This is a genomic window from Sulfuricurvum sp. (assembly GCF_041651515.1).
In the GTDB taxonomy this organism is placed as follows: domain Bacteria; phylum Campylobacterota; class Campylobacteria; order Campylobacterales; family Sulfurimonadaceae; genus Sulfuricurvum.
Genome location: NZ_JBAZJF010000002.1, coordinates 400,875 through 421,160, shown reverse-complemented (window position 1 = coordinate 421,160; position 20,286 = coordinate 400,875). Strand labels below are relative to the sequence as shown.

General features: G+C 41.5%; 23 protein-coding genes. 12 read left to right on the top strand and 11 right to left on the bottom strand.

Going from position 1 to position 20,286, the window contains the following annotated elements; genetic code table 11:
• Window position 1 precedes the first annotated feature (1 nt).
• Complete coding sequence (locus WC407_RS05330) at window positions 2–1,936, bottom strand: response regulator (RefSeq protein ID WP_373021596.1); 1,935 nt, start codon at window positions 1,934–1,936, stop codon at window positions 2–4.
• A 134-nt stretch (window positions 1,937–2,070) separates the two neighbouring features.
• Between WC407_RS05330 and nth the strand changes: the two genes are divergently transcribed.
• Both nth and WC407_RS05320 read left to right on the top strand, forming a co-directional pair.
• Window positions 2,071–2,718, top strand: a complete 648-nt coding sequence (gene nth, locus WC407_RS05325; protein WP_373021544.1) for an endonuclease III — start codon at window positions 2,071–2,073, stop codon at window positions 2,716–2,718.
• Between the two features lie 14 nt (window positions 2,719–2,732).
• Complete coding sequence (locus WC407_RS05320; protein ID WP_373021543.1) at window positions 2,733–2,945, top strand: hypothetical protein; 213 nt, start codon at window positions 2,733–2,735, stop codon at window positions 2,943–2,945.
• A gap of 3 nt (window positions 2,946–2,948) precedes the next feature.
• Here the strand turns inward: WC407_RS05320 and cmoA are convergent, their stop codons facing one another.
• Together cmoA and pyk are read right to left on the bottom strand one after the other, a co-directional pair.
• Window positions 2,949–3,665, bottom strand: coding sequence for a carboxy-S-adenosyl-L-methionine synthase CmoA (cmoA, locus tag WC407_RS05315; protein WP_373021541.1), 717 nt, complete (start codon window positions 3,663–3,665; stop codon window positions 2,949–2,951).
• Window positions 3,666–3,772: 107 nt separating this feature from the next.
• Window positions 3,773–5,269 carry a pyruvate kinase gene (gene pyk, locus WC407_RS05310; RefSeq protein WP_373021539.1) on the bottom strand — a complete coding sequence of 499 codons (1,497 nt, stop codon included), beginning with the start codon at window positions 5,267–5,269 and terminating at the stop codon, window positions 3,773–3,775.
• Window positions 5,270–5,406: 137 nt separating this feature from the next.
• Between pyk and WC407_RS05305 the strand changes: the two genes are divergently transcribed.
• The 9 genes from WC407_RS05305 to WC407_RS05265 all read left to right on the top strand — a co-directional run bounded on the left by WC407_RS05305 (window position 5,407) and on the right by WC407_RS05265 (window position 12,053).
• Complete coding sequence (locus WC407_RS05305) at window positions 5,407–6,072, top strand: hypothetical protein (RefSeq protein ID WP_373021537.1); 666 nt, start codon at window positions 5,407–5,409, stop codon at window positions 6,070–6,072.
• On the top strand, window positions 6,062–6,733 hold the full coding sequence (locus tag WC407_RS05300) for a hypothetical protein (RefSeq protein ID WP_373021536.1): 672 nt from the start codon (window positions 6,062–6,064) through the stop codon (window positions 6,731–6,733). The genes WC407_RS05305 and WC407_RS05300 overlap by 11 nt, the downstream gene beginning before the upstream one ends.
• Window positions 6,734–7,049: 316 nt before the next feature.
• Complete coding sequence (locus WC407_RS05295; RefSeq protein ID WP_373021535.1) at window positions 7,050–7,295, top strand: helix-turn-helix domain-containing protein; 246 nt, start codon at window positions 7,050–7,052, stop codon at window positions 7,293–7,295.
• Window positions 7,292–7,537, top strand: coding sequence for a hypothetical protein (locus WC407_RS05290; protein WP_373021534.1), 246 nt, complete (start codon window positions 7,292–7,294; stop codon window positions 7,535–7,537). Before WC407_RS05295 ends, WC407_RS05290 begins: the two co-directional genes overlap by 4 nt.
• Window positions 7,538–7,640: 103 nt before the next feature.
• The gene (locus WC407_RS05285; protein ID WP_299924521.1) at window positions 7,641–7,925 is read left to right on the top strand and encodes an HU family DNA-binding protein; all 285 of its coding nucleotides are present in this window, start codon (window positions 7,641–7,643) and stop codon (window positions 7,923–7,925) included.
• 172 nt (window positions 7,926–8,097) lie between these two features.
• Window positions 8,098–9,504, top strand: coding sequence for a hypothetical protein (locus WC407_RS05280; RefSeq protein ID WP_373021533.1), 1,407 nt, complete (start codon window positions 8,098–8,100; stop codon window positions 9,502–9,504).
• A complete protein-coding gene (msrB, locus tag WC407_RS05275) occupies window positions 9,501–9,902 on the top strand; it encodes a peptide-methionine (R)-S-oxide reductase MsrB (protein ID WP_373021532.1) in 402 nt (133 codons plus the stop codon). The genes WC407_RS05280 and msrB overlap by 4 nt, the downstream gene beginning before the upstream one ends.
• Window positions 9,902–10,435, top strand: coding sequence for a peptidylprolyl isomerase (locus WC407_RS05270; RefSeq protein WP_373021531.1), 534 nt, complete (start codon window positions 9,902–9,904; stop codon window positions 10,433–10,435). Before msrB ends, WC407_RS05270 begins: the two co-directional genes overlap by 1 nt.
• Before the next feature lie 133 nt (window positions 10,436–10,568).
• Window positions 10,569–12,053 (top strand): inorganic phosphate transporter, encoded by a 1,485-nt coding sequence (locus tag WC407_RS05265; protein WP_373021530.1) that lies wholly within the window; start codon window positions 10,569–10,571, stop codon window positions 12,051–12,053.
• Window positions 12,054–12,246: 193 nt separating this feature from the next.
• Here the strand turns inward: WC407_RS05265 and motB are convergent, their stop codons facing one another.
• The 8 genes from motB to WC407_RS05225 form a co-directional block, all read right to left on the bottom strand.
• Window positions 12,247–13,089, bottom strand: a complete 843-nt coding sequence (gene motB, locus WC407_RS05260; RefSeq protein ID WP_373021529.1) for a flagellar motor protein MotB — start codon at window positions 13,087–13,089, stop codon at window positions 12,247–12,249.
• A 12-nt stretch (window positions 13,090–13,101) separates the two neighbouring features.
• Window positions 13,102–13,872 (bottom strand): flagellar motor stator protein MotA, encoded by a 771-nt coding sequence (gene motA, locus WC407_RS05255; protein WP_373021528.1) that lies wholly within the window; start codon window positions 13,870–13,872, stop codon window positions 13,102–13,104.
• 112 nt (window positions 13,873–13,984) lie between these two features.
• Window positions 13,985–15,148 carry a cation:proton antiporter gene (locus WC407_RS05250; protein ID WP_373021526.1) on the bottom strand — a complete coding sequence of 388 codons (1,164 nt, stop codon included), beginning with the start codon at window positions 15,146–15,148 and terminating at the stop codon, window positions 13,985–13,987.
• A 3-nt stretch (window positions 15,149–15,151) separates the two neighbouring features.
• Window positions 15,152–16,291 carry a dihydropteroate synthase gene (gene folP / locus WC407_RS05245; protein WP_373021525.1) on the bottom strand — a complete coding sequence of 380 codons (1,140 nt, stop codon included), beginning with the start codon at window positions 16,289–16,291 and terminating at the stop codon, window positions 15,152–15,154.
• The gene (locus WC407_RS05240; RefSeq protein ID WP_373021524.1) at window positions 16,281–16,904 is read right to left on the bottom strand and encodes a DNA polymerase III subunit delta'; all 624 of its coding nucleotides are present in this window, start codon (window positions 16,902–16,904) and stop codon (window positions 16,281–16,283) included. The genes folP and WC407_RS05240 overlap by 11 nt, the downstream gene beginning before the upstream one ends.
• On the bottom strand, window positions 16,891–17,439 hold the full coding sequence (locus tag WC407_RS05235; protein WP_373021523.1) for a HobA family DNA replication regulator: 549 nt from the start codon (window positions 17,437–17,439) through the stop codon (window positions 16,891–16,893). Before WC407_RS05235 ends, WC407_RS05240 begins: the two co-directional genes overlap by 14 nt.
• A complete protein-coding gene (locus WC407_RS05230; protein ID WP_373021522.1) occupies window positions 17,439–18,650 on the bottom strand; it encodes an aspartate kinase in 1,212 nt (403 codons plus the stop codon). The genes WC407_RS05235 and WC407_RS05230 overlap by 1 nt, the downstream gene beginning before the upstream one ends.
• Window positions 18,650–19,120, bottom strand: coding sequence for an RNA pyrophosphohydrolase (locus tag WC407_RS05225; protein ID WP_373021521.1), 471 nt, complete (start codon window positions 19,118–19,120; stop codon window positions 18,650–18,652). Before WC407_RS05225 ends, WC407_RS05230 begins: the two co-directional genes overlap by 1 nt.
• 73 nt (window positions 19,121–19,193) lie before the next feature.
• On the opposite strand from WC407_RS05225, the gene hemW reads away from it, so the two are divergent.
• Window positions 19,194–20,255 (top strand): radical SAM family heme chaperone HemW, encoded by a 1,062-nt coding sequence (gene hemW, locus WC407_RS05220; protein WP_373021520.1) that lies wholly within the window; start codon window positions 19,194–19,196, stop codon window positions 20,253–20,255.
• The last annotated feature ends 31 nt before the right edge of the window (window positions 20,256–20,286 follow it).

The window sequence follows — 20,286 nt, the reverse complement described above, 5'->3', positions numbered from 1 at the left end:
CCTATAATGAGACTTTTAAATATTTTTGAAGAACATATTCGAGTTTTTCGCGCGTCAGAGGTTTCGAGAGATAATCATCTAATCCTCTCCCTAAAATATATTCACGATCTCCCTCCATGGCAAGAGCAGTTAAAGCAATAATAGGCATACGACCGACACGAGCAGGCCCCTCTTCCGCTTTAATCTCTTGCGTGGCAAGAATACCGTCTTTGATCGGCATATCGATATCCATAAAGACGATATCAAACGTCTGTATACGACACATCTCTACCGCTTCATCTCCATTGGAAACAGCAGAGACTTGAATGCCATACTCTTTAAGCAAGAGTTTGATCAAACGCTGATTGATCAAATTATCTTCAACAACAAGCGCATTAATTCCCTTCTGGAATTGTGGTGCTAATACACTTGGAGCTTTAGGAAGATTAAATATTTCAATCAAATGCGCTAGCAACGGAGTAGGGAGCAGCGGCTTAGAGAGTGCACTGTCCACGACGTGAAGCATACGTGCTTGAAGCCGCTCATGCTGTTCCAGCAAGAGTATGGTTTTACACGAGCGATTCATACCGGATAGCTTCGTTGTCCAATCGGTTTTTTCTTGCGAAGCGATGAGATAAACTACCTCTGCATCAGAAAAAATGGTTTCATCAATCATTTGCGCTTTGGTAACGGTCACTCCAAAACTTCGAAGATAATTCGTCAGATGGTTTGCATCATCAAGCCGTTTTTCATCAATCAATACCACTTTGGCTGAATGTGCATTAACCATCTGCATCGCTTGATCAGATGAGCCTTCGAGGGTTAATGCAAAGCTAAAGGAAGACCCTTTCCCCTCATCACTTGTGATTTTGAGTTCTCCCCCCATTAATGAAATCAATCCGTGTGAAAGACTTAATCCTACGCCGAGACGATTATCGGCATGATCACCTGAAACAAACGGACGGGTTATATAGACAAGATCGGTTTTACTAATCCCTTTTCCGGTATCTTTTACCATAAATCCAATATTACAGGTACCCGTAGTATTACGTTTTAAGAGCTTAACTTCGATCGTAATGCGGCCACCGGATTGCGTAAATTTAAGAGCATTGTTGTAAAGGTTATTAATGACCTGTTTTATTTTACGGATATCCCCGGTAATATTGGTAGGAAGTTTCGGGTCAACAAAAAAGAGTACCCCGACCCCTTTGTCATTCCCCAATGAAACACAACCGCGCGCGAGTTCCTCCATCTCCGTAACAATATTAAATTCTGCTTTACTAACGTGTAAACGACCATTTTGCATTTGCGCTAAATCAAGTAAATTTTCGATATTTGACATCAAGTTGCGTGCAGACCCCTGAACCGAGTGAATATATTCAAGCTGTGTATCGGTAGGTGCTGTTTTGGTAAGTAATTCTATAAATCCTAAAATACCGTTCATAGGAGTACGAAATTCATGTCCGATGTTAGCAAGAAACTTACTTTTAAGCTGTTCAACTTCTACTACTTCAGCTTTAAGTTCTACTAACTTGCTTTGATCTTCCAGCCGGAGCAGATAAAGATCACTGCCGCCTTGGTTGAGCAATGTACAGGTTGCAACCAAGGAGTGTAGCGTTCCGTGCGGATCCAAAATCGAAAGACCATAACCATTCGGACAATGGGTACGGATATAATCAAGCCAGCTCTTATCGATTTCAGTAAAGACCTCTTCATCTTCATGGGCAAAAAGTTCACGAATACTCTCATGCTTGGTACGTAATTGTTCTATAGTTTGGAGTGGAACCAACTCAAAAAATGCTTTATTCGCCCCTATCCACCCATTTTCTTTGGTAAAGAACAACAGTGCTGCAGGATCAGTATCGAGTACTCTATAAAAGAGTTCTTTATTAATATTTTGGTCACTTTCGGCACTAAAATGCTCATCATTTCCAAATAATTTTTTAATCAGACTCATTAATCCCACACTTCTCTCCTGCACTCAAACTAACAAATTTTGTTCGAAAATCGGATATTGTAACACAAAATTTTGGACTCACCTATTTTTTCCCCTTAATGATACAATACGAATAAAAAAAGATAGGCTTTTTGATGAAAAAATCAACCAAAAAAGAGATTGAAGAGATAAAAGCCGCCTTTTTAGAGCGCTACAGTGAAGCTGTAACTGAGTTGTATTATAAAAATGCCTATGAACTCGTCATCGCGGTAGCTCTTTCCGCACAATGTACCGACAAGAGGGTAAACCTCATCACTCCCGAACTTTTTTCTGCTTATCCAACCCCGGAAGCCTTGGCAAAGGCCGATTTAGACGATGTCAAAAAAATCATTCAGAGTTGCTCATTTTTTAATAATAAAGCGATCAATCTCATTGCAATGGCAAAAAGGGTTATGGAGTTCTATGGCGGTGAAATTCCTTTAGATGAAAAAGAGCTCATAACCCTAGCAGGTGTAGGGCAGAAAACAGCCCATGTGGTTTTAATCGAATATACCAAAGCCAATTTGATGGCTGTCGATACCCATGTTTTTAGAGTAAGTCATAGACTGGGACTCAGCGACGATCTGACACCAAGCGCTACGGAAGCAACCTTGGTCAGAAAGTTTAAAACTGAGCTGCATCGTCTCCATCAAGGGCTCGTCTTATTTGGGCGCTATATCTGTACTGCCAAAAATCCCAAATGTGAAAGCGAATGTTTTTTACGAACGTTTTGTAAAACTACGGAGAGCTTTAAACCCAGATAAGATACAATATTCATATGAAGAGAAAACTTTTACTATTATTACCGCTATTGATAACCGGATGTTTTAATGAGCGTGGAGTGAGTCTGCGATATTATAATGATTGCGAAGAGTATTATGATGCGCAAGGGTATTATCACCAAAAATGCGATAAAAATATCGTCGATTATAAAGATATTAAAGAGGCTTTACAGCCTGCACAGAAGCCTGCCAGCGGCAAAGTATGGTAACCCCTATTTTACAGCGATAAATGTTGCGAAATTTGCCCATCGGAATAAGACCTCGCAGGTTTTAAATCCGCTGTTTTTTGCCATTTGAATATTCTCATTCATAGTATAAGGGATCAATACGTTTTCCAATGCTTCACGCTTTTGGACAATTTCGTATTCACTGTACCCTTGAATTTTTTTGAAGTCATAATAACAATCAATGAGTTCTTTCCCCAATTTCGGGTCCTCACTCACCACTTTTTCACTAAAGATAAATACCCCTCCGTCTGAAAGTGCATCAAAAACGGTCCGCACAAGGGTGTCTCGTACAATCGGACGGATAAACTGTAACGTGTAGTTACTAACAATAACCCGTGCTTCTTCATACGGATACGTTAGGATATCCCCCTCTACCAATTCAATTTTAGATCCGTATGCCTCTATCTTTTTACGAGCATGCGCAATCATCGCCGGCGAATTATCAATTCCGATGAGACGCAATGAATCGGAGTTTTCATGAGAGCGTTCAATATCCAAGAGTAATGAAGCCGTTGAACACCCTAAATCGTATACAATCCCCCCTTCATGAAGAACATTTTGCGCAAATCGGCGCGTGAGCGCTTGCGACTCTTTGTAAAAAGGGACTGAACGGATGAGCATATCATCAAATACAGCTGCTACATCGGCATCAAATTCAAATTGTTTGGAAATCGGTTTTGTAAATAAGGTATCGGTTGTCATAGTGAAATTGTAGCGTAATAGAGAGAAGGTTGAGGGGGGCTTGGTGTGACGAAACAACAAACACGCGACCCCTCAGTCTTGATTAAAGCATTTTTCAGTCCACTTTTTCAAAATAAAGTGGGAATTTTTTCTTCCACCTTTTTATTTTTGGTGCTAACAGTTTTTGTCTCCCCAAAAAAAGTCATTTCATTTTCACGTAAAATACGGATGACATTTGTTGTCCCCGGTGTCCCGATCGGATATCCTGCTGTAAAAATATACGTTCGGTTTTTATCAATAATATCCCGATTAAGCCCACTATGAATTATCTCACTCAACATCTCTTCAAGACGCCCTTTTTTGATCAAATAGGCGGGTACGACGCCCCACACGATACTTAATAGCCGTGCGACACGTTCCTCATGGGTAGCCGCATATATCGTCATCCTTGGACGATAACGGGAGAGCTTTTTCGCCGATGCCCCCGACGTTGTCATTGCGATTATCCCCTCTGCTCGAAGCGAATCACCTAACCGTACTGCCGATTCGTTCACCACATCCATGGTATCATCGTATCCGAATTCAGTAAATTTTCCGAAAGGATAAATTTCTTCAATCGCTTGAATCGTATTAACCATCGTCTCAACAACCAACACGGGATTATGTCCGATAGCACTCTCTTCAGAAAGCATCACGGCATCCGTACCGTCTAATACTGCATTGGCAACATCGCTGATCTCGGCACGGGTTGCAGACTCTTTTTCGGTCATTGAAAGAAGCATTTGCGTTGCGGTAATGACCGGCTTGGAATGCTTGTTTGCCTTTTGAATCAACATCTTTTGAATAGTTGGAACCCGATAATAGGGGACTTCAATCCCCAAGTCTCCTCTTGCCACCATAATTCCGTCCGAGTGACATAATATTTCGTCAATATTTTCAACGGCATCAAATTTTTCAATTTTTGCAAATAATTGCACTTCTCCGCCATAGGCATGCACAATTTCACGTGCCTGAATCATATCCTGCGCATTTTGGACAAACGAAATTGCCATAAAATCGACTCCGTTTGCTACCCCCCATTCCATATCCAGTTTGTCTTTGGGAGTCAGTATCTCGATGCCCAATCGGGTATTGGGAAAATTTACCCCTTTATTCGACGAGAGTTTCCCTTTATTTTCGAGGATAGCCTGAACACACTCAGCAGTGCACTCGATAATACGTGCACGGATATTCCCGTCATATAAATAAATTGCATCCCCAACCTTGAGCATTTTTAAAACATCATTTTGATTGATGGACAAGCGATAGTGATTTTCACTTATTTTTTCCCCCTCTATTGGATCATAATGAAAATCTAGCCTGTCCCCTTTTTGTAAATAAAAATCCTCTTTAAGTTTTCCGACACGGATTTTAGGGCCACTAATATCTTGCAAAATCCCCACTATTAACCCGGTATTACGCATAGCTGTGCGGATATTTGCCAACACATTGGAGTGATATTCACGTGTTCCGTGGCTAAAATTAAGTCGAAAAACATTTACACCTGCTTTAATCAGTGCAGATAATGTCTCCACACTCTCCGAAGAGGGGCCGACAGTAGCTAAAATTTTTGTCCGTTTCTGCATAATTATAATCCCGCAATATTTTAAGAAATGGTAACACACATTCCTAAACGCTGTTATATATGTTTAATCAACTCAGGGTTTTTAGAGTTCATCTTGTATACAATATGGGTCTATTTCAAAAGAGATACGGAGAAATGATGTATCAAAGAGCTATCGAAACGGATATTGTATTGATCGATATCATCGATTTCTCTCGCTTAAGTATGAGCGAGCAGTTGGAAATCATATCATTCCTTTCTCTTTCTTATAAAAAAATGATTCACAAAATGTTGAAAAGTTCCGGTATTCCGATGGATAAAATGTTGCAAGGGATTATCCCTACCGGAGACGGTTTTTATTGTCTTTTACATCCAGGTTTACTGGGATATGGCCCATTACTTGGCCTTTCTTTTATCCATTTTTCCGATTTTATCGCAAAAGAGTACCCCTATTTTCGTGGTATACGAGTTGCCGTACATACCGGTAAAGTACATCGTTTTGAAGACATTTTAGGAAATGAAAACTTTGTTGGCGACGGTCTAAATGAGTGTTCACGCTATATTGAGATCAAAGACCTAATTATCAGCACCGTTATTATTTCAGATAAAGCCTATGAATCGTTGAATACTTTTTTACAAACATATCCCGATTTTGAAGAGCTTCTCCAAAAATGTGAATTCAGACACAGTTCTATGCACACCTTTTACGACAAGCACCGTATGGAACATCACGGCTATCTTATATGGATGCGTAAAGGGGGAATCATCCCGCCCCCAAAACCGGACTGGATGAATATACCAAAAAGGAAAAATCATGCGTTTTAGTATCGATGAATACGCCAAAACATTTAAAATGTCCAAAGAAATGATTCATAATAAAATTCGAACCAAACGCCTAAACTATATAATCGAGGGGGGGATAACCTATATTATCGTTCCCCGTAGCTCATTGAATGATGAAAAACGCAAAGAGCTGAGTAATGAGCCAAAAGTTGTCCCCTCAGCTCCCGTTCCTCAACCCCAAAAGACAACCGTAGGGATGATCATAGCCCTCTACCAAAAAGAGAATCAGCAACTCAAAAGTAAGATTAAAGAGCTTGAGACTAAAATCGACTCCTTGGTCAACGATAAAGAGCAGATGTTAATTGCAGAACGGCAACGAATTGTTGATATTTATACCGCTAAAGATGAACAGCTGAAAAGTATTCTGGATGTCATCAATACCAAACTGCTCCTGTCACAAGACCAAGGAGTTCAAGACATCGATATTACAGCTACCACGGTAACACAAGCGCCTCCTGCGCTCGCCAGTGGAATCATCGAACTCAAACGATACTTAAAATTTATCGGTGTGGGTTCTGAAGAGCGTAAAAAAATCAAACGTCATTTTGAGTCCGCTTTTGGAAGTGACGTCCGCATTATTCAAAAAGAGGGCGAATTTTATGTCGATCTCTCAAAATACGACTACACCGATCTTTTAGTTTAACCCTTCTTTCGTAACTTCTCCTCTACTTTTTTTTAAATTATCCTAAATATGTATCAGGGGCATAGTCCCCTTTCCTATAAAAGTCTATTACCCCTCTATTGAGTATTTCCTTCGTTTCAAGAAGCACACATTTGCCACAATATTATACGCTTTTCTGTATGTTTTATACTTTTTAGTGATATTTATACATGGAATAGTTTATGCTATATTCTTAATAATGTGTATTTAATACATATATATTAACTTAACATCTATTTTTAATTATATTTTATACGTTTTAATGTTTATTTTAAGAAAAGGATACTACAATGGAGCAATGGAAATGAGCGACCTTTTTAATCTTCTTCATAATGCCGTCGAGGCTGGGCGAAACGGGAAGAAGATTTCCCAAAAAGAGCTCGCGAGTGAATTAGGAATTTCCATGCGCACCTATCAAGACTGGAGACTGGGTAATGCTAAGCCCCAAGCGGCAAAAGCGGTAATTCAGATGTTAGGGATGCTTGAGGATGATGAGATCATCCGAGTTGTACGCAAAATTAATAAACTGGGAGATAAATTATGAGTAGTTTGACAGATCAAGAACGTATTGGGCTGGAAGAAGTTTTTTTATCGATTTCATCATCACGAAATTTCTTCCATAAATGGCATTTTTGGCGTCAACATCTCTCGACACTCTTAAGCTTTAATAAGGACAGTTATCCCTTGCCGATCCATTCACAAGCCAATCGTTGGATAAAAAACACTCTAAATAACCGCAAAATCACAAAACTTTTCATTAAAATACAAAAAAGAAGAAAATTTTAAGCTAAGAGATATTAAAGTATTCGCGGCTGAATGACTTACCCCTCTTGATTCATTGGTAACGGGAGGTTTGGGTGTACTTCGCATATCATATTAAGGGCATTAAATGAATAAAGCACAATTCGTCGAATTGGTTCAAAAAAGTGGCGGTTACAAAACAAAAGTAGAAGCTGAAACAGCTATTAAAGCTTTTACAGAAGCTGTAACAGCAGCTCTTGTTGCTAAAGAAGAAGTTTCATTGGTAGGATTCGGAAGTTTCGCGTCATCTCTTCAAAAAGGGAAAAGCGGTAAAGTTCCAGGAACAACAAAAACTTACAGCACAGCTGATAAAATGGTTCCTAAATTCAAACCGGGCAAAAGTCTTAAAGACAGCGTAGCAGCCGGAAAATAATCTTTCCCCTTAATGTCCGAGGGTTCCCCTCGGTCTTACCCTCTCCTTTTACTTTACTTTGCTATAATAAGTTAGATTAACTGTTGTTCATAACTACATTGTGCTAAAGGTTTTTTACGTGTTGTTCTCTTTTTTTACACGGTTCATAGCATCAAAACCAAAATCCGAAATTATGGCAGAACAGAATGAAAACAATGCTCTAAAAAATTTTGTTACCCAAGAGGGTGGAAAAATTTTTTCTGATTTTAAACTTTTCCATCGCTCAGGAGTTACCGCTGTCGACATCTTAATTTTTCTCCCTAATTTTGGTATTTTTTTAGGAGAAAACATTAATTGGCGTGCCAATGAATTAAAAAAAGCAACTGTCGAACGCTCTTCAAAACGAACCAAGCGGCCTTCCACTACCCATTTCGAGACAATTGAGTCTAAAGTTCGCCATAAACTAAATGATGTATTGTCCTTTGATACCACTCCTATTTATCGCTTTATATGGATGAAAAATCTCACCGAAGAAGAATTTGATGTATTGGATCCTTCTTTTCATGAATTATTGCCTCAAAAGCATCTCCTTTTTTATACAGAAAACCTAGCATCGCTCAAAGATAAAGTACACCGTATCGGTGAGTATCGGTATGAACCCTACTCCAGTGTTAAAATATTAGGTGCTTTAAATTCACATGCAGCTATCTTGCCGACAAAAACAATTCCATCCGGGGCACTTCTCTCACCCCAGCAAAATCTTTTTTTAACCTCACCAATAGAAGGCTGCACGACCTTATTAGGCGGATATGGCAGTGGAAAGAGTACACTTTTGATTCGAAAAGCACTTCTCTATATGCTTTCACATCCCGCACATAAAGTGATGATCATTACCCCTACTCTTTTGGGAGGTGAGCTCTTACGCAATGAAATAGTCTCCCTTCTTGAATACGGCGCGATCACTATCGATTTAAATGCTCTTTATTTCTATACTCCGCTAACATGCACAATTGCCGAAGTTGATAGGATAGAAACGCTTAAAAGCTTTCAGGAATCATTGCTCTTTTTGTGCGATGATGTTCATCTGCTAGATGAGCTTTTTCTTGATAAACTTCGATTAAAAATAGGGTCACGTCCACTTATTTGCACAAGTATTGCCCCTTGTTCCAGTGATGCTACGTTTAGTCTCTCTGGTCGATTTCGCCGTACTCCGACAGCAAAAGAGATTAGCCCTCCGCTCAATCAATCGACCATTACGTTATTAATGCAATTACGTAAACATTTAACACGTACAACGCCATCCGAAATTTTGATTGCGGTCTCCAATAACCAAGAGGCACTCTATGTTAAAGAGGCTATTGACGAATACTTTGACCTTAATTGTCGTCTATTAACGTCCACTTTTAGCCTCCAATATCAAGATCTTGATTCCATTATCGTTGCACCGGTAGAGTATATTTCCCCCATCTGCAGGGGACACGTTATCCTTCTTGGTATTGACCCCTGTGATGCAAACTATTCGCTCACACTAAGCCGTGCATCAGAAACACTTACTATAATCTCTTGCAACAAATCAGCAGAAGAGATACCCAATACATGAAAATCGTAAAAACTGACCAAGAGTGGCAAGCTCTCCTCTCACCTGAAGCCTATCATGTCGCCCGTAAACATGGTACCGAAGCCCCATTTAGCGGAAAATACGCTCAATCCAAAGATAAGGGCATTTACCACTGTGTTTGTTGCAAAGCCCCTCTATTCGATTCAACCGCGAAATTTGATTCAGGTACAGGATGGCCGAGCTTTACTCATCCTATTACACCTGAAGCTCTTGAAGAAAAACGAGACGTTACACACGGTATGATTCGGATAGAAGTGCTCTGTGCAACGTGTGAGGCCCATTTAGGACATGTTTTCCCGGATGGCCCGGCACCTAGCGGTCTTCGTTACTGTATGAATTCAATATGCCTTACCTTAATACCACCAACAAAGGAATCTTAATGCGCCTACTTCTTGCTTTACTCGTCACTTCCGTCTTATCGTTTGCCGCGTCCCATCCACGTGTTTTACTTCAAACAACCCAAGGGGATCTAACTTTGGAACTGTACGATGATGTTGCCCCTCTTGCAGTCGAAAATTTCACTACACTTGCCAAAAATGGCTATTATAATGGGCTCACTTTTCACCGAATTATCAAAAACTTTATGGTGCAGGGAGGCGATCCGACCGGTACAGGTGCCGGCGGTGAATCGATCTGGAAAAAACCGTTTAAAGATGAGTTTAAATCCGGTGTCGTATTTGACAAAGCAGGAATTTTAGCTATGGCAAATGCAGGCCCTCGTACCAATGGAAGTCAATTTTTTATTACAACCGCTCCAACACCGTGGCTCAATGGATACCATACCATCTTCGGTCGCGTTATAGCAGGTATGGATACACTCAGTAAACTTAACAATATCCAAACCAATGGACAAAGTGGTGGAGACCGACCACTCCAAACCCAAAAAATCATCAAAGCTACTCTTCTCCCTTAATCCCACTCTTCTTATCCCCGTCAAAGTCTCCTCAAAGAGATTAACGGGCATAATTTTATAATCGTTTCGTAACCATTTTGTAGCGGTTTCGCAATGCTAATTTATCTCCTATATTTAATCCGAGGATAACTGTATGTCTGTAATTTGGGAAGCATTGAACAATGTCAACACTCTCACCCTTGGTTTATTGCTTCTGTCCTTGGGTATTGCTCTCTTTTATGAAATGATTAACGGTTTTCACGATACCGCAAATGCGGTTGCCATGATTATTTACACCAACTCAATGGAAGCAAAATATTCTGTCTTTATGTCGGGTATTATGAACTTTTTGGGGGTTCTTTTGGGTGGTATCGGCGTTGCATATGTCATCGTCCACTTATTGCCGCTGGATATTATGGTCGCCTCCAATCAAAATGCAACATTAGTGATGATTTATTCCTTATTGATTTCCGCAGTGATATGGAATTTTGGAACATGGTATTTCGGTTTGCCGGTTTCCAGTTCCCATTCGCTTATCGGATCTCTTATAGGAGTGAGCACCGTATTCGGTGTTATGCACGGGTTTGAATTTTCACAAAGTGTGAATTGGAAAGCCTTGTATGGTGTATTAACCGCATTAGCTCTTTCGCCTCTTTTGGGATTTGGTTTTGCATTTTTACTCATGAAAGCGACAAGAAAGTTCGTTACCAATCCAAAATTTTACAAAACACCCGATCGCGAAGTAAAAAGAAAGCGCCCGAACTTTTGGATGCGTATGGGAATCATTGCAACAGGTGCAGGGGTTAGTTTTGCACACGGATCGAATGATGGGCAAAAAGGGATCGGTATTATTATGATCATCCTTATCGGGATATTGCCAACCTATTACGCAATCGATATGAATTCACATCAATATAAAATCAAGCAAACAAGAGACAGTGCTGAAAATTTGGCAAAGTTTTATGCCGACAACAACGAAACGCTCAATAAACTGGTAAGCGAAAAACATCTGATCAGCGCCCTTAAAGTAAAAAATACGATTGCAGAGTGTAACGTTAATCAAGTCTACGATACGACCTCTCTGATCGCTACCAAACTTAATGGAGTAAAATCGTATTCGGAACTCTCGGCACAAGATCGTTGGAGCCTACACAACGCTATTTTATGTTCGGATAACTTTTTTGGTCAAGTAGAAAAAACGTATTTGATCACGGACAAGGACAAATCCGATTACATTGCAACTCAGCGAAAAACTATGTTATCGGCGACCGAATACGTTCCCAATTGGGTGATTATCGCTGTTGCCCTTGCACTCAGTATCGGAACGATGATTGGATATAAAAGAATTGTCCTTACGATCGGTGAAAAAATCGGTTCTCAACCGATTAACTATATGCAAGGGACGGTTGCGCAGGCAATGGCAATGATGACGATTCTTTTGGCAAACTTTTTCCATGCTCCGGTCAGTACAACCCATATTGTCTCCAGTTCCGTTGCCGGATCCATGGTTGCAGAGCCCGAAGGTGGCGTACAAAAAAGTACGCTGCAAACTATTATACTCTCTTGGCTTTTCACCCTGCCGGTGACTGCATTACTGAGTGCGGCAATTTATTACTGTCTCAGCTTTATCGCGAAGTAATTAATCCTCCGATGGGGTGTATTTGGCTGCAAAGCCAAATACACACTATCCCTCTCTATTTTTATCCATACACAGAATCACTTTTTACTTTTATCTTTTCTTTGCAGATAATACCAATACCGGAGAATATTTCAGAGGAGGAAAATAGGCTGTACTTTCGGTACAACCTAAAGAGGTAGAAAAAAGAGATCTATTATTTGGAAATTTTAGAGAGAGCATCCAGGATATTTTGCTGTTTTTTTGCATCAAGCGGTTTATCGTTTGAAACATACATATAAAATTCTACCCGTCTATTTTTAGCTCGGTTAGACTCGCTCGTATTCGATACAATGGGTTTAGCAGCTCCAAAACCGGCTGATGAAATACGATCTGCTGAGATACCATTTTTTACCAACTCACGGACAACCGTTGCAGCTCTTGCGCTCGATAATTCCAAGTTGTCTCTCTGCGCTGATCCAGAGGGAAGAGGTTGATCATCCGTATATCCTCGTACTGAAATATCAACGTCTTCCGGAAGCGCATTGATAATATCGGCAATGCGTTTAATAAACAGATGTAAGTTTTCATCATCGATCGTGGCATTAGATCCACGAAAAGGGATGGTTGCGGGAAGCTTTAAGAGAACCCCGTCCATAGTTTGATCTAAGGGTCCTTCCCCCATAGCTGCATTTTTCATATCTTGTTTGATTTTGCTGATGGCATCCGTAGCAGCTGAGGCCGTAGGAGGACTTCCTACCAATAATGCTCCCCCCTCTGCAACCGGCATTTGTCCGCTCGGATTAGCAGTCGCATCAGGTGTAGGTTTGGTTTCGGTTACCATATCGACTACCGGATTGATTGAATCGGGTACGGGAGCATAATCGTAAATTTTAACAAACTCTTCTTTGATAGCGCGAAGTTTCTCTTTATTCACCGAAGCAAGCGCATACAAAGCGATAAAGAGTGCCAGTAGAAGACTGAAAAAGTCGGCAGTCGGAACCGCCCATTTCTCTCCGGCTGCACATTCCGGACACTTTTTACATTTTTTCTTTGCCATTCATCGTCTCAATTAATTGAATTGGCTATGTTTCTCTTCCGCAGGGGAAAGGAAATTAAGCAATTTTGCTTCAAGGGTACGCGGATTATCTCCATGAACAATTCCAATAATCCCCTCCAACATCAATTTTTGCTCTTTAACTATATGATGAGCTTTGGCTTTCATTTTATTTCCCATAGGTCCGATAAGAACATATGCGCTGAAAATACCGGTTACCGTCGCGGTAAATGCCCCTGCAATACCCTCTGCCATCTCTTTGGGACTGTCGAGTTTTTGAAGTGCTAGTATCAGACCCAAAACCGCTCCGACAAGTCCAAGAACCGGAGATGTTTCTCCAGCGAGAATCCAATAGTGAGCACAACCGTGATAATACTCTTCGGTCTCTTCGATGACCGCTTCAAGCGTCGCTTCAATCGTATCAATCTCATTGCCGTCAACCGCCATACTGAGACCTTGCTTTAAAAATGCATTATCCAGCTCACTCACCCTTTTTTCAAGGGAGAGCAGTCCATCCCGACGCGCCATCAAGGCAAGTTCCACAATCTCTTTAATACGCTCATGCAAATTGACCGGAGATTTTTTGAAATTCATACCGAGATTTTTAAATGCCCCTTTAATATATTCGGGATCCGTACTTACCATAGATGCGAGCAAGGTTGTTGGCATAATGATAATAAGTGAAGTAATATGGACAACATGGATGGGATTTCCCCCCTCCATCAAGTCTCCGATAGAAATCGTAGTGATGGCCCCTAAAATTCCTAAAATGGTTGTTAAATCCACATGTTCTCCTTCTCTTCTAAAACGGAAGTTTCATCCTTGAAATACCGTGTATTACACATCGGGTTAAGGATTCAATTGTACCTTGTTTTGACTAAAAATGTTCAATAGCCGATTATTTTTCACACTTTTTGGGATAAAAAAAGCCGTGCAAAATTTTAATTGTTATCATCAATACAATCCCACTTCCCATACTTGCCACAATAAACGCATAATATTCATTATGGGTTATTGCATTTGCTTCGTATCCCAACGTTGCGATTGCCACGGTAAATGTCAAAGGCATCGAATCGCTTAGAGAAAATAAAATCGTATTTTTAACTCCTAAATAGCCACTATAGGCCACAAAAGAGCTCAAAAGCCGAATACCGATAATAGCTCCGGCGATAAACAATGCCAATCCTAGTGTATGAGGATCGGTAAAGGCGTCCAATGCAAGCGTTGATCCGACGTGAATAAAAAAAATCGGGACTAAAAATCCAAACCCGAAAGAAGAGAGTTTTTCGGGCAATTCAGTTTTGTGCTTAAAATAGGCCGATACAAAGGTTCCTGCCAAAAAGGCGCCTAATACCACATCAATTTTAAGATAAAGCATCGCGGCAACCATAATAAACATTAGTGCCATGGAAAATCGTACATCCTGATCTTTACCGTCATCATGCGGCATAATAAGCGTTTTTAACCCCGGATACCACCAAAAAAGAATCCGCATTCCTCGGAAGAAAAGGACAAACCCGATTAAAAATGCAAATAATCCACCCAATTTAAATGCAAATTCGCGCGTATATCCATACTCCAAACCGCCACTTAAAATGGTCAAGGCCATAATACTGACAAGCTCACCGATAATTCCGATATTGAGCGCCAAGGCGAGCCACGGTTGATTCTTCCCATACTCTTTTACCAAAGCCATCAGCATTCCGAGTGAAAAAATCGGAAATGCTACCAAATAAACGGGGCTCAGATTAAAATATAAAAAGAGGGTTAACGAACACGCGTAGAGCATAGTGAAATAGATAATGGTACGGCGTAAAAGGGAAGATTTAGCGAATCCGAATTCTTTGAGATTTACCTCCATCCCCGCTAAAAACATTAAATAGAGAAATCCGACCTTTGCAATAATTTTAAACATCTCATTTTCGACTAAAAATCCAAAATAGCCCGCCACACATCCTAAAAGTATTTCGACAACTACGACGGGTATTTTGCTCACACGTGATAAAAACGGTGATAACAGTACCAATAATGAGAGGGTGACAATGACAACGGTATTACTCAATGATCATCCTTTTAACGCATGCCAAAGCGCGAGTGCCTGAACATGCTCTTTGATATCATGCACTCTGAGAATGGAAGCACCCTCTTGAACTGCTTTAAGATGAATGGCCAATGTACCCGGAAGCCGTTCTTCACTGGGGGAGGGAGAGAGAGTATTAATCAATGATTTACGGCTGGCACCGACAAGTAACGGTTTGCCTAAGCTCAGAAAATGACTTTGATGGGTGATTAGGGCAAGATTATCCTCTGTGCGCTTGCCAAATCCGATACCGGTATCCAAAATAATATCTTTTACTCCGAAAGAGGCGGCCTTTTCAAGACGTTCACGGAAAAACAGTTCCACATCATGCAAGACAGAGTCATATACAGGATTATCCTGCATACTTTGCGGATTCCCCTGCATATGCATAATCACCGCACTCGCTCCATAAGCAGCACACAGCTTTACTACCTCATCATTTATCAGTCCCGTAATATCATTGACAATATTAAAGCCCCGTTCCAGAGCATACGACAGGACACTCGGTTCATAACTGTCCAGACTAAAACGGGCTTTTTCAAATAATTTCTGCTCAAATACGGCATCAATAATCGGACGGAGCCTCGCTAACTCCTCTTCGGGTGAAACACTCGCACTGCCGGGACGGCTTGAGACTCCGCCGATATCGATAATATCCGCCCCCTCTTCAATCATTGATTCGATTTTGCCTGTAGCTGCGCTTCCAACAAATCGGCTGGCCTGATAAAAGCTGTCTTCATTGGCGTTCACGATCCCCATAATCTCCACTTTTTTGGGATAGGACAATCGGGTATAGCTCTCAAAAATTTCAGCTAGAAGTTTAAGGCCGAAAGGTTGAGCTCTCTCTTTTTTTGCCAATTCCTGTAGTTGACGCTCATTTGCGATCAAAAGGGCGTCGACTCTGGCAGACGAAGCAATCACTGTCCCTTTGGGCACCGCGAGATCGGCTCCAATGCTCAGGGCATCTTGTTTAAGGATATTGGCAGCACCGACATGCATATCAACAATACGTAAAAAATGCAGTTCCCCTTTATCGCGAAGTATCTGCACACCGGCTCCATCAACCCCTAAGTTTTTTAGAAACGGTTTTAAATCGGTCGTATTGCTCAGTTTTTCAACGTGCACGCTTTACCTCTTTAAGAAAATTCATCAGTACCATGACTAGAACACTCTGAACTCTGCTGTTAAGCTCCAAAAGCTTCAAGGCTTTTTCAAACCCTTCAAGTTGAATGGAGGATAATTTTAACTGCTCATGCCGCAGTACATGATGCAACATTTGCTCTATGAGTGCTTTGGCTTCATGTTTTTTGAGTCGTTCATGCTCTTTGACAAACGCAAACAGTGCTACCAGATCAAGCGTTCCAAAATGGAGAGCCAACGGTTCAAAAATCCGTTCTTCATGCTCTTGAGTGAGGCTGAGACGTGAGCGGACAGTTGGGAGAAAAGTGCTTTTGTTGGGTGCAAGGAGAATAAAAACAATGTTTCGTGGAGGCTCTTCGAGAATTTTAAGGAGGGCATTTTGTGCCGGAATCGTGAAACTTTTGGCTCCGAGAATCAGCGTCTTCGTATTCTCTTCACTCTTGTACGCTTCGGCAATCACCTCTTTGGCATCTTCGATTTTAAAATCATCACGGATAAATAAGACGGATCGCAGGGGATGGAGAGAAGTTTCAATCTCCCGGGAGCGCTCTTCAAAATCTCGGGTAATTAGGATTCCGCCCCGTTCACTCGCGAACATTAATCTCCCCGAAAAGGACGGAGTTCAGTGTTTTATCAAAAAGGCGATACAGCTGCAGAAGTTTGATATCAATCAAAGGATCATAGGAGCGCATAATGAGGGCATTTTGGAAATTTTCATCCATAATCCATAACAGACTGGTGTCATTGCGTTTGGCAATGTCGGCTCTGCGTTCATCCCCTTTGCCGATGTACCAAAAAAAGTACTCTCCGTGAAACGTCAAATCGAGCATATCGCTGAGCATATCAATCGATTCTCCACCGCTAAGATGATCGTAATGGGGGTAGAGGGCATCCAAACATACAATAGGGATCATCGGACGTTCTTGAGAGCGTTTATTGAGAGTTGAGGTGATATAGTGGGCAAACCACCTGCGGTCATGGTCGGTGATAAGGACAATACTTTTTCCCCCCATCACCTGCTCCATTGCATTGGCAACCGCAGGGGTCCATTTAAACCGATGCTCTTCGAACCAGCTCATGGCTGCCCCTTCAGAGCGAATCGATTCTAACGTCCACTGATCAAAACGTCGCACTATTGATCCAAGGCGTAAGCACTGTGCAATGAACGCACGGCAAGCTCCGCATATTTTTCATCAACGACCATCGATACCTTGATCTCAGATGTCGAAATCATCATTATATTGATATTTTCGCGTGCCATGGTTTGGAACGCTTTGGCGGCAACACCGGTATGTGATTTCATACCGACACCGACGATGGAGACTTTACAAATATTCTCATCGTATGAGGCTTCACTGATCTCATCATCAGCGATAAACGTTTCGACCACTTTTTTAGCATCAATCAATTCGGTTTTAGGAACGGTGAAATCTAGGTTGGTTTTACCGTCATGTCCAGAGGTTTGTATAATCATATCGATGTTCACACTGTTGTCTGCTAAACGGGTAAAAATATCCGAAGCAATGCCTGGACGATCGATCACTCCGCTGAGTGATACACGTGCTTGGTTTTTATCGAGTGCGATTCCGCTGACAAGGGGTTGTTCCATAATATTCTCTTCCTTTGTGATAAGTGTCCCTTCCGCATTGGTGAAACTGGAGCGGGTGACCAGATTTACATTGAGTTTTTTAGCCAATTCGACGGAGCGGTTTTGGAGGACTTTAGCTCCGAGTGACGCCAATTCCAGCATCTCGTCATAACTGATTCTATCCATCTTTTTAGCTTTAGGCTCGATACGCGGATCGGTGGTATAGATCCCGTCTACATCGGTATAGATTTCACACAAATCAGCTTTGAGCGCTCCGGCGACGGCGACGGCAGAGAGATCTGATCCTCCGCGTCCGAGGGTTGTAACCTGGCCGTTTTCACTAACCCCTTGGAAACCTGCGACAACAATCACTTTACCGCTCGCAAGTTCCGCATGCATTACACTAGGATCAATACTCTCAATGCGTGCCTTGGTATGGATACTGTCGGTCACAATACCCGCACGTCTGCCGCTCATAGAGGTAGCACTATGACCCATCGCATTAAGTGCGATAGAGAGCAATGCCGCCGTTACCCGCTCACCTGAACTCAGAAGCATATCGACTTCGCTTCGTTCCGGCGTCGCGGTATAATGTTCAGCAAAGCTGAGTAATTTATTGGTTTCACCGCTCATTGCCGAAACAACAACAACGACTTGGTGCCCTTCTTTAAGCGTTTGAGAGACACGATTGGCAACGTTTTGGATCCGTTCCAGATCGCCGACACTTGTCCCGCCGAATTTTTGCACGATTAGCATTACAGATACCCCTTGGCTCTAAAATGTGAAATAACTTGTTCATATACCGGTTTTTTGAAATGGGCCGTATGACTCAGCAATTCATCGATTCCGACAAAACGGTATCGTTTGAATTCAGGATGTTCCGTATCCAAATCAATCACGGCACCACGTTTAAGTTTAACGAGATAATAGCGTTGTTTTTGTCCTGCATATGGAGCCATTTTGACTGCAATATGAGGAGGAAAATCATACGCAATCCAATCGGGATATTCCGCGATTATCTCTACTTTTTTCGTCCCTATCTCCTCTTTTAGCTCTCGAAACAAGGCCTCTTCACTCGATTCCCCCTCATCAATTCCCCCTTGCGGAAATTGCCAAACACCGTCCAAATCACTCCGTTCGGCTATAAATACTTCTTTGACAAGAGGATAATCTGATGAGACGATCACCGCAGCAACATTAGGCCGATAAAATTTCGTTTGACTCATATAAAGGTGATCTTTCATTATGGTTTGAACGTGTATTGTAAGGTATTCACGATTAAAAATACTATAATTGCACATGCTTTTATACATTCATATCCCTTTTTGTGACAGTAAATGCGCTTATTGCGCCTTTAATTCCTATGTCGATAAATTCGCTCAGCGTGAGAATTACATGAAAGCCCTCGCTGTGCAACTCGCTTATGAAATGAAACGGTTTAAGGTAAGCGATGAAAATCCTATCGAGACCGTATTTATCGGAGGAGGTACCCCCTCGACAATAGATCCCCTCTTCTATAGCGATATTTTCAATACAATTCGCCCTTTTTTGGTTCCCGATGCTGAAATCACCTCCGAAGCCAATCCGAACAGTGCTACCCATCAATGGCTGGAGGGGATGTACGCCTTAGGGGTCAATCGTATCAGTTTCGGAGTCCAAAGTTTCAATGATGAAAAGCTTAAAACCTTAGGACGGGCCCACAATACAGCTCATGCCTTGAGAGCAATTAACGATGCAAAAGAAATAGGTTTTGAACATCTCTCAATCGACCTTATTTACGGCGTACATGGGGATACACAAGCGCTTCTTCAAAACGATGTAGAGACCGCTTTTTCTCTCCCGATTGATCATATCAGTCTCTATGCTCTTACCATCGAAGAGGATACTGCCTTTGAAAAAACGCCCGAATTGGCACGCGAGGAGTTGGAATTAACCCACTGGCTTTTCGATCAAATCCAAGCAAAAGGGTTTAGTCAATACGAAATTTCTAATTTCGGAATCACCCGTTCCGCTCATAATCTTGGATACTGGGAATACAAAGATTATATAGGTTTAGGTTCGGGTGCCGTCGGATTTTTGGAGAATCAAAGGCTCTACCCTTCCATCAATGTGGAGCACTATAGTGAGTATCCTCTTGAAATTCATACAGAAACCCTGGATGAGAAGGCTCAACTGAGTGAAAAACTTTTCTTAGGATTTCGCAGTTGCGTCGGTGTTGATGAAACTATTTTAAATGCTAAACAGAAAAAGCAAGCCGATCTTCTCCTTTCTGAGGGGATGCTGGAATATCATAATGGCCGCTACTTTAACCGTAATTATCTCTTAGCCGATGAAATTGCCCTCAGGGTGGATGGGTTTTAAACTTTATTTTGCTAAAATCCCCCTTTATCAC

Bases quoted from the DNA above. Each gene is read 5' to 3' on its own strand.
- WC407_RS05285 (WP_299924521.1), top strand. From the start codon at position 7,641: ATGAATAAAGCACAATTCGTCGAATTGGTTCAAAAAAGTGGCGGTTAC.
- WC407_RS05290 (WP_373021534.1), top strand. From the start codon at position 7,292: ATGAGTAGTTTGACAGATCAAGAACGTATTGGGCTGGAAGAAGTTTTT.
- hemW (WP_373021520.1), top strand. From the start codon at position 19,194: ATGCTTTTATACATTCATATCCCTTTTTGTGACAGTAAATGCGCTTAT.
- WC407_RS05280 (WP_373021533.1), top strand. From the start codon at position 8,098: ATGGCAGAACAGAATGAAAACAATGCTCTAAAAAATTTTGTTACCCAA.
- WC407_RS05240 (WP_373021524.1), bottom strand. From the start codon at position 16,904: ATGTTCGCGAGTGAACGGGGCGGAATCCTAATTACCCGAGATTTTGAA.
- cmoA (WP_373021541.1), bottom strand. From the start codon at position 3,665: ATGACAACCGATACCTTATTTACAAAACCGATTTCCAAACAATTTGAA.
- WC407_RS05320 (WP_373021543.1), top strand. From the start codon at position 2,733: ATGAAGAGAAAACTTTTACTATTATTACCGCTATTGATAACCGGATGT.
- pyk (WP_373021539.1), bottom strand. From the start codon at position 5,269: ATGCAGAAACGGACAAAAATTTTAGCTACTGTCGGCCCCTCTTCGGAG.
- WC407_RS05265 (WP_373021530.1), top strand. From the start codon at position 10,569: ATGTCTGTAATTTGGGAAGCATTGAACAATGTCAACACTCTCACCCTT.
- WC407_RS05305 (WP_373021537.1), top strand. From the start codon at position 5,407: ATGTATCAAAGAGCTATCGAAACGGATATTGTATTGATCGATATCATC.
- motB (WP_373021529.1), bottom strand. From the start codon at position 13,089: ATGGCAAAGAAAAAATGTAAAAAGTGTCCGGAATGTGCAGCCGGAGAG.
- nth (WP_373021544.1), top strand. From the start codon at position 2,071: ATGAAAAAATCAACCAAAAAAGAGATTGAAGAGATAAAAGCCGCCTTT.
- WC407_RS05230 (WP_373021522.1), bottom strand. From the start codon at position 18,650: ATGCTAATCGTGCAAAAATTCGGCGGGACAAGTGTCGGCGATCTGGAA.
- WC407_RS05300 (WP_373021536.1), top strand. From the start codon at position 6,062: ATGCGTTTTAGTATCGATGAATACGCCAAAACATTTAAAATGTCCAAA.
- WC407_RS05330 (WP_373021596.1), bottom strand. From the start codon at position 1,936: ATGAGTCTGATTAAAAAATTATTTGGAAATGATGAGCATTTTAGTGCC.
- WC407_RS05295 (WP_373021535.1), top strand. From the start codon at position 7,050: ATGGAAATGAGCGACCTTTTTAATCTTCTTCATAATGCCGTCGAGGCT.
- WC407_RS05270 (WP_373021531.1), top strand. From the start codon at position 9,902: ATGCGCCTACTTCTTGCTTTACTCGTCACTTCCGTCTTATCGTTTGCC.
- msrB (WP_373021532.1), top strand. From the start codon at position 9,501: ATGAAAATCGTAAAAACTGACCAAGAGTGGCAAGCTCTCCTCTCACCT.
- WC407_RS05225 (WP_373021521.1), bottom strand. From the start codon at position 19,120: ATGAGTCAAACGAAATTTTATCGGCCTAATGTTGCTGCGGTGATCGTC.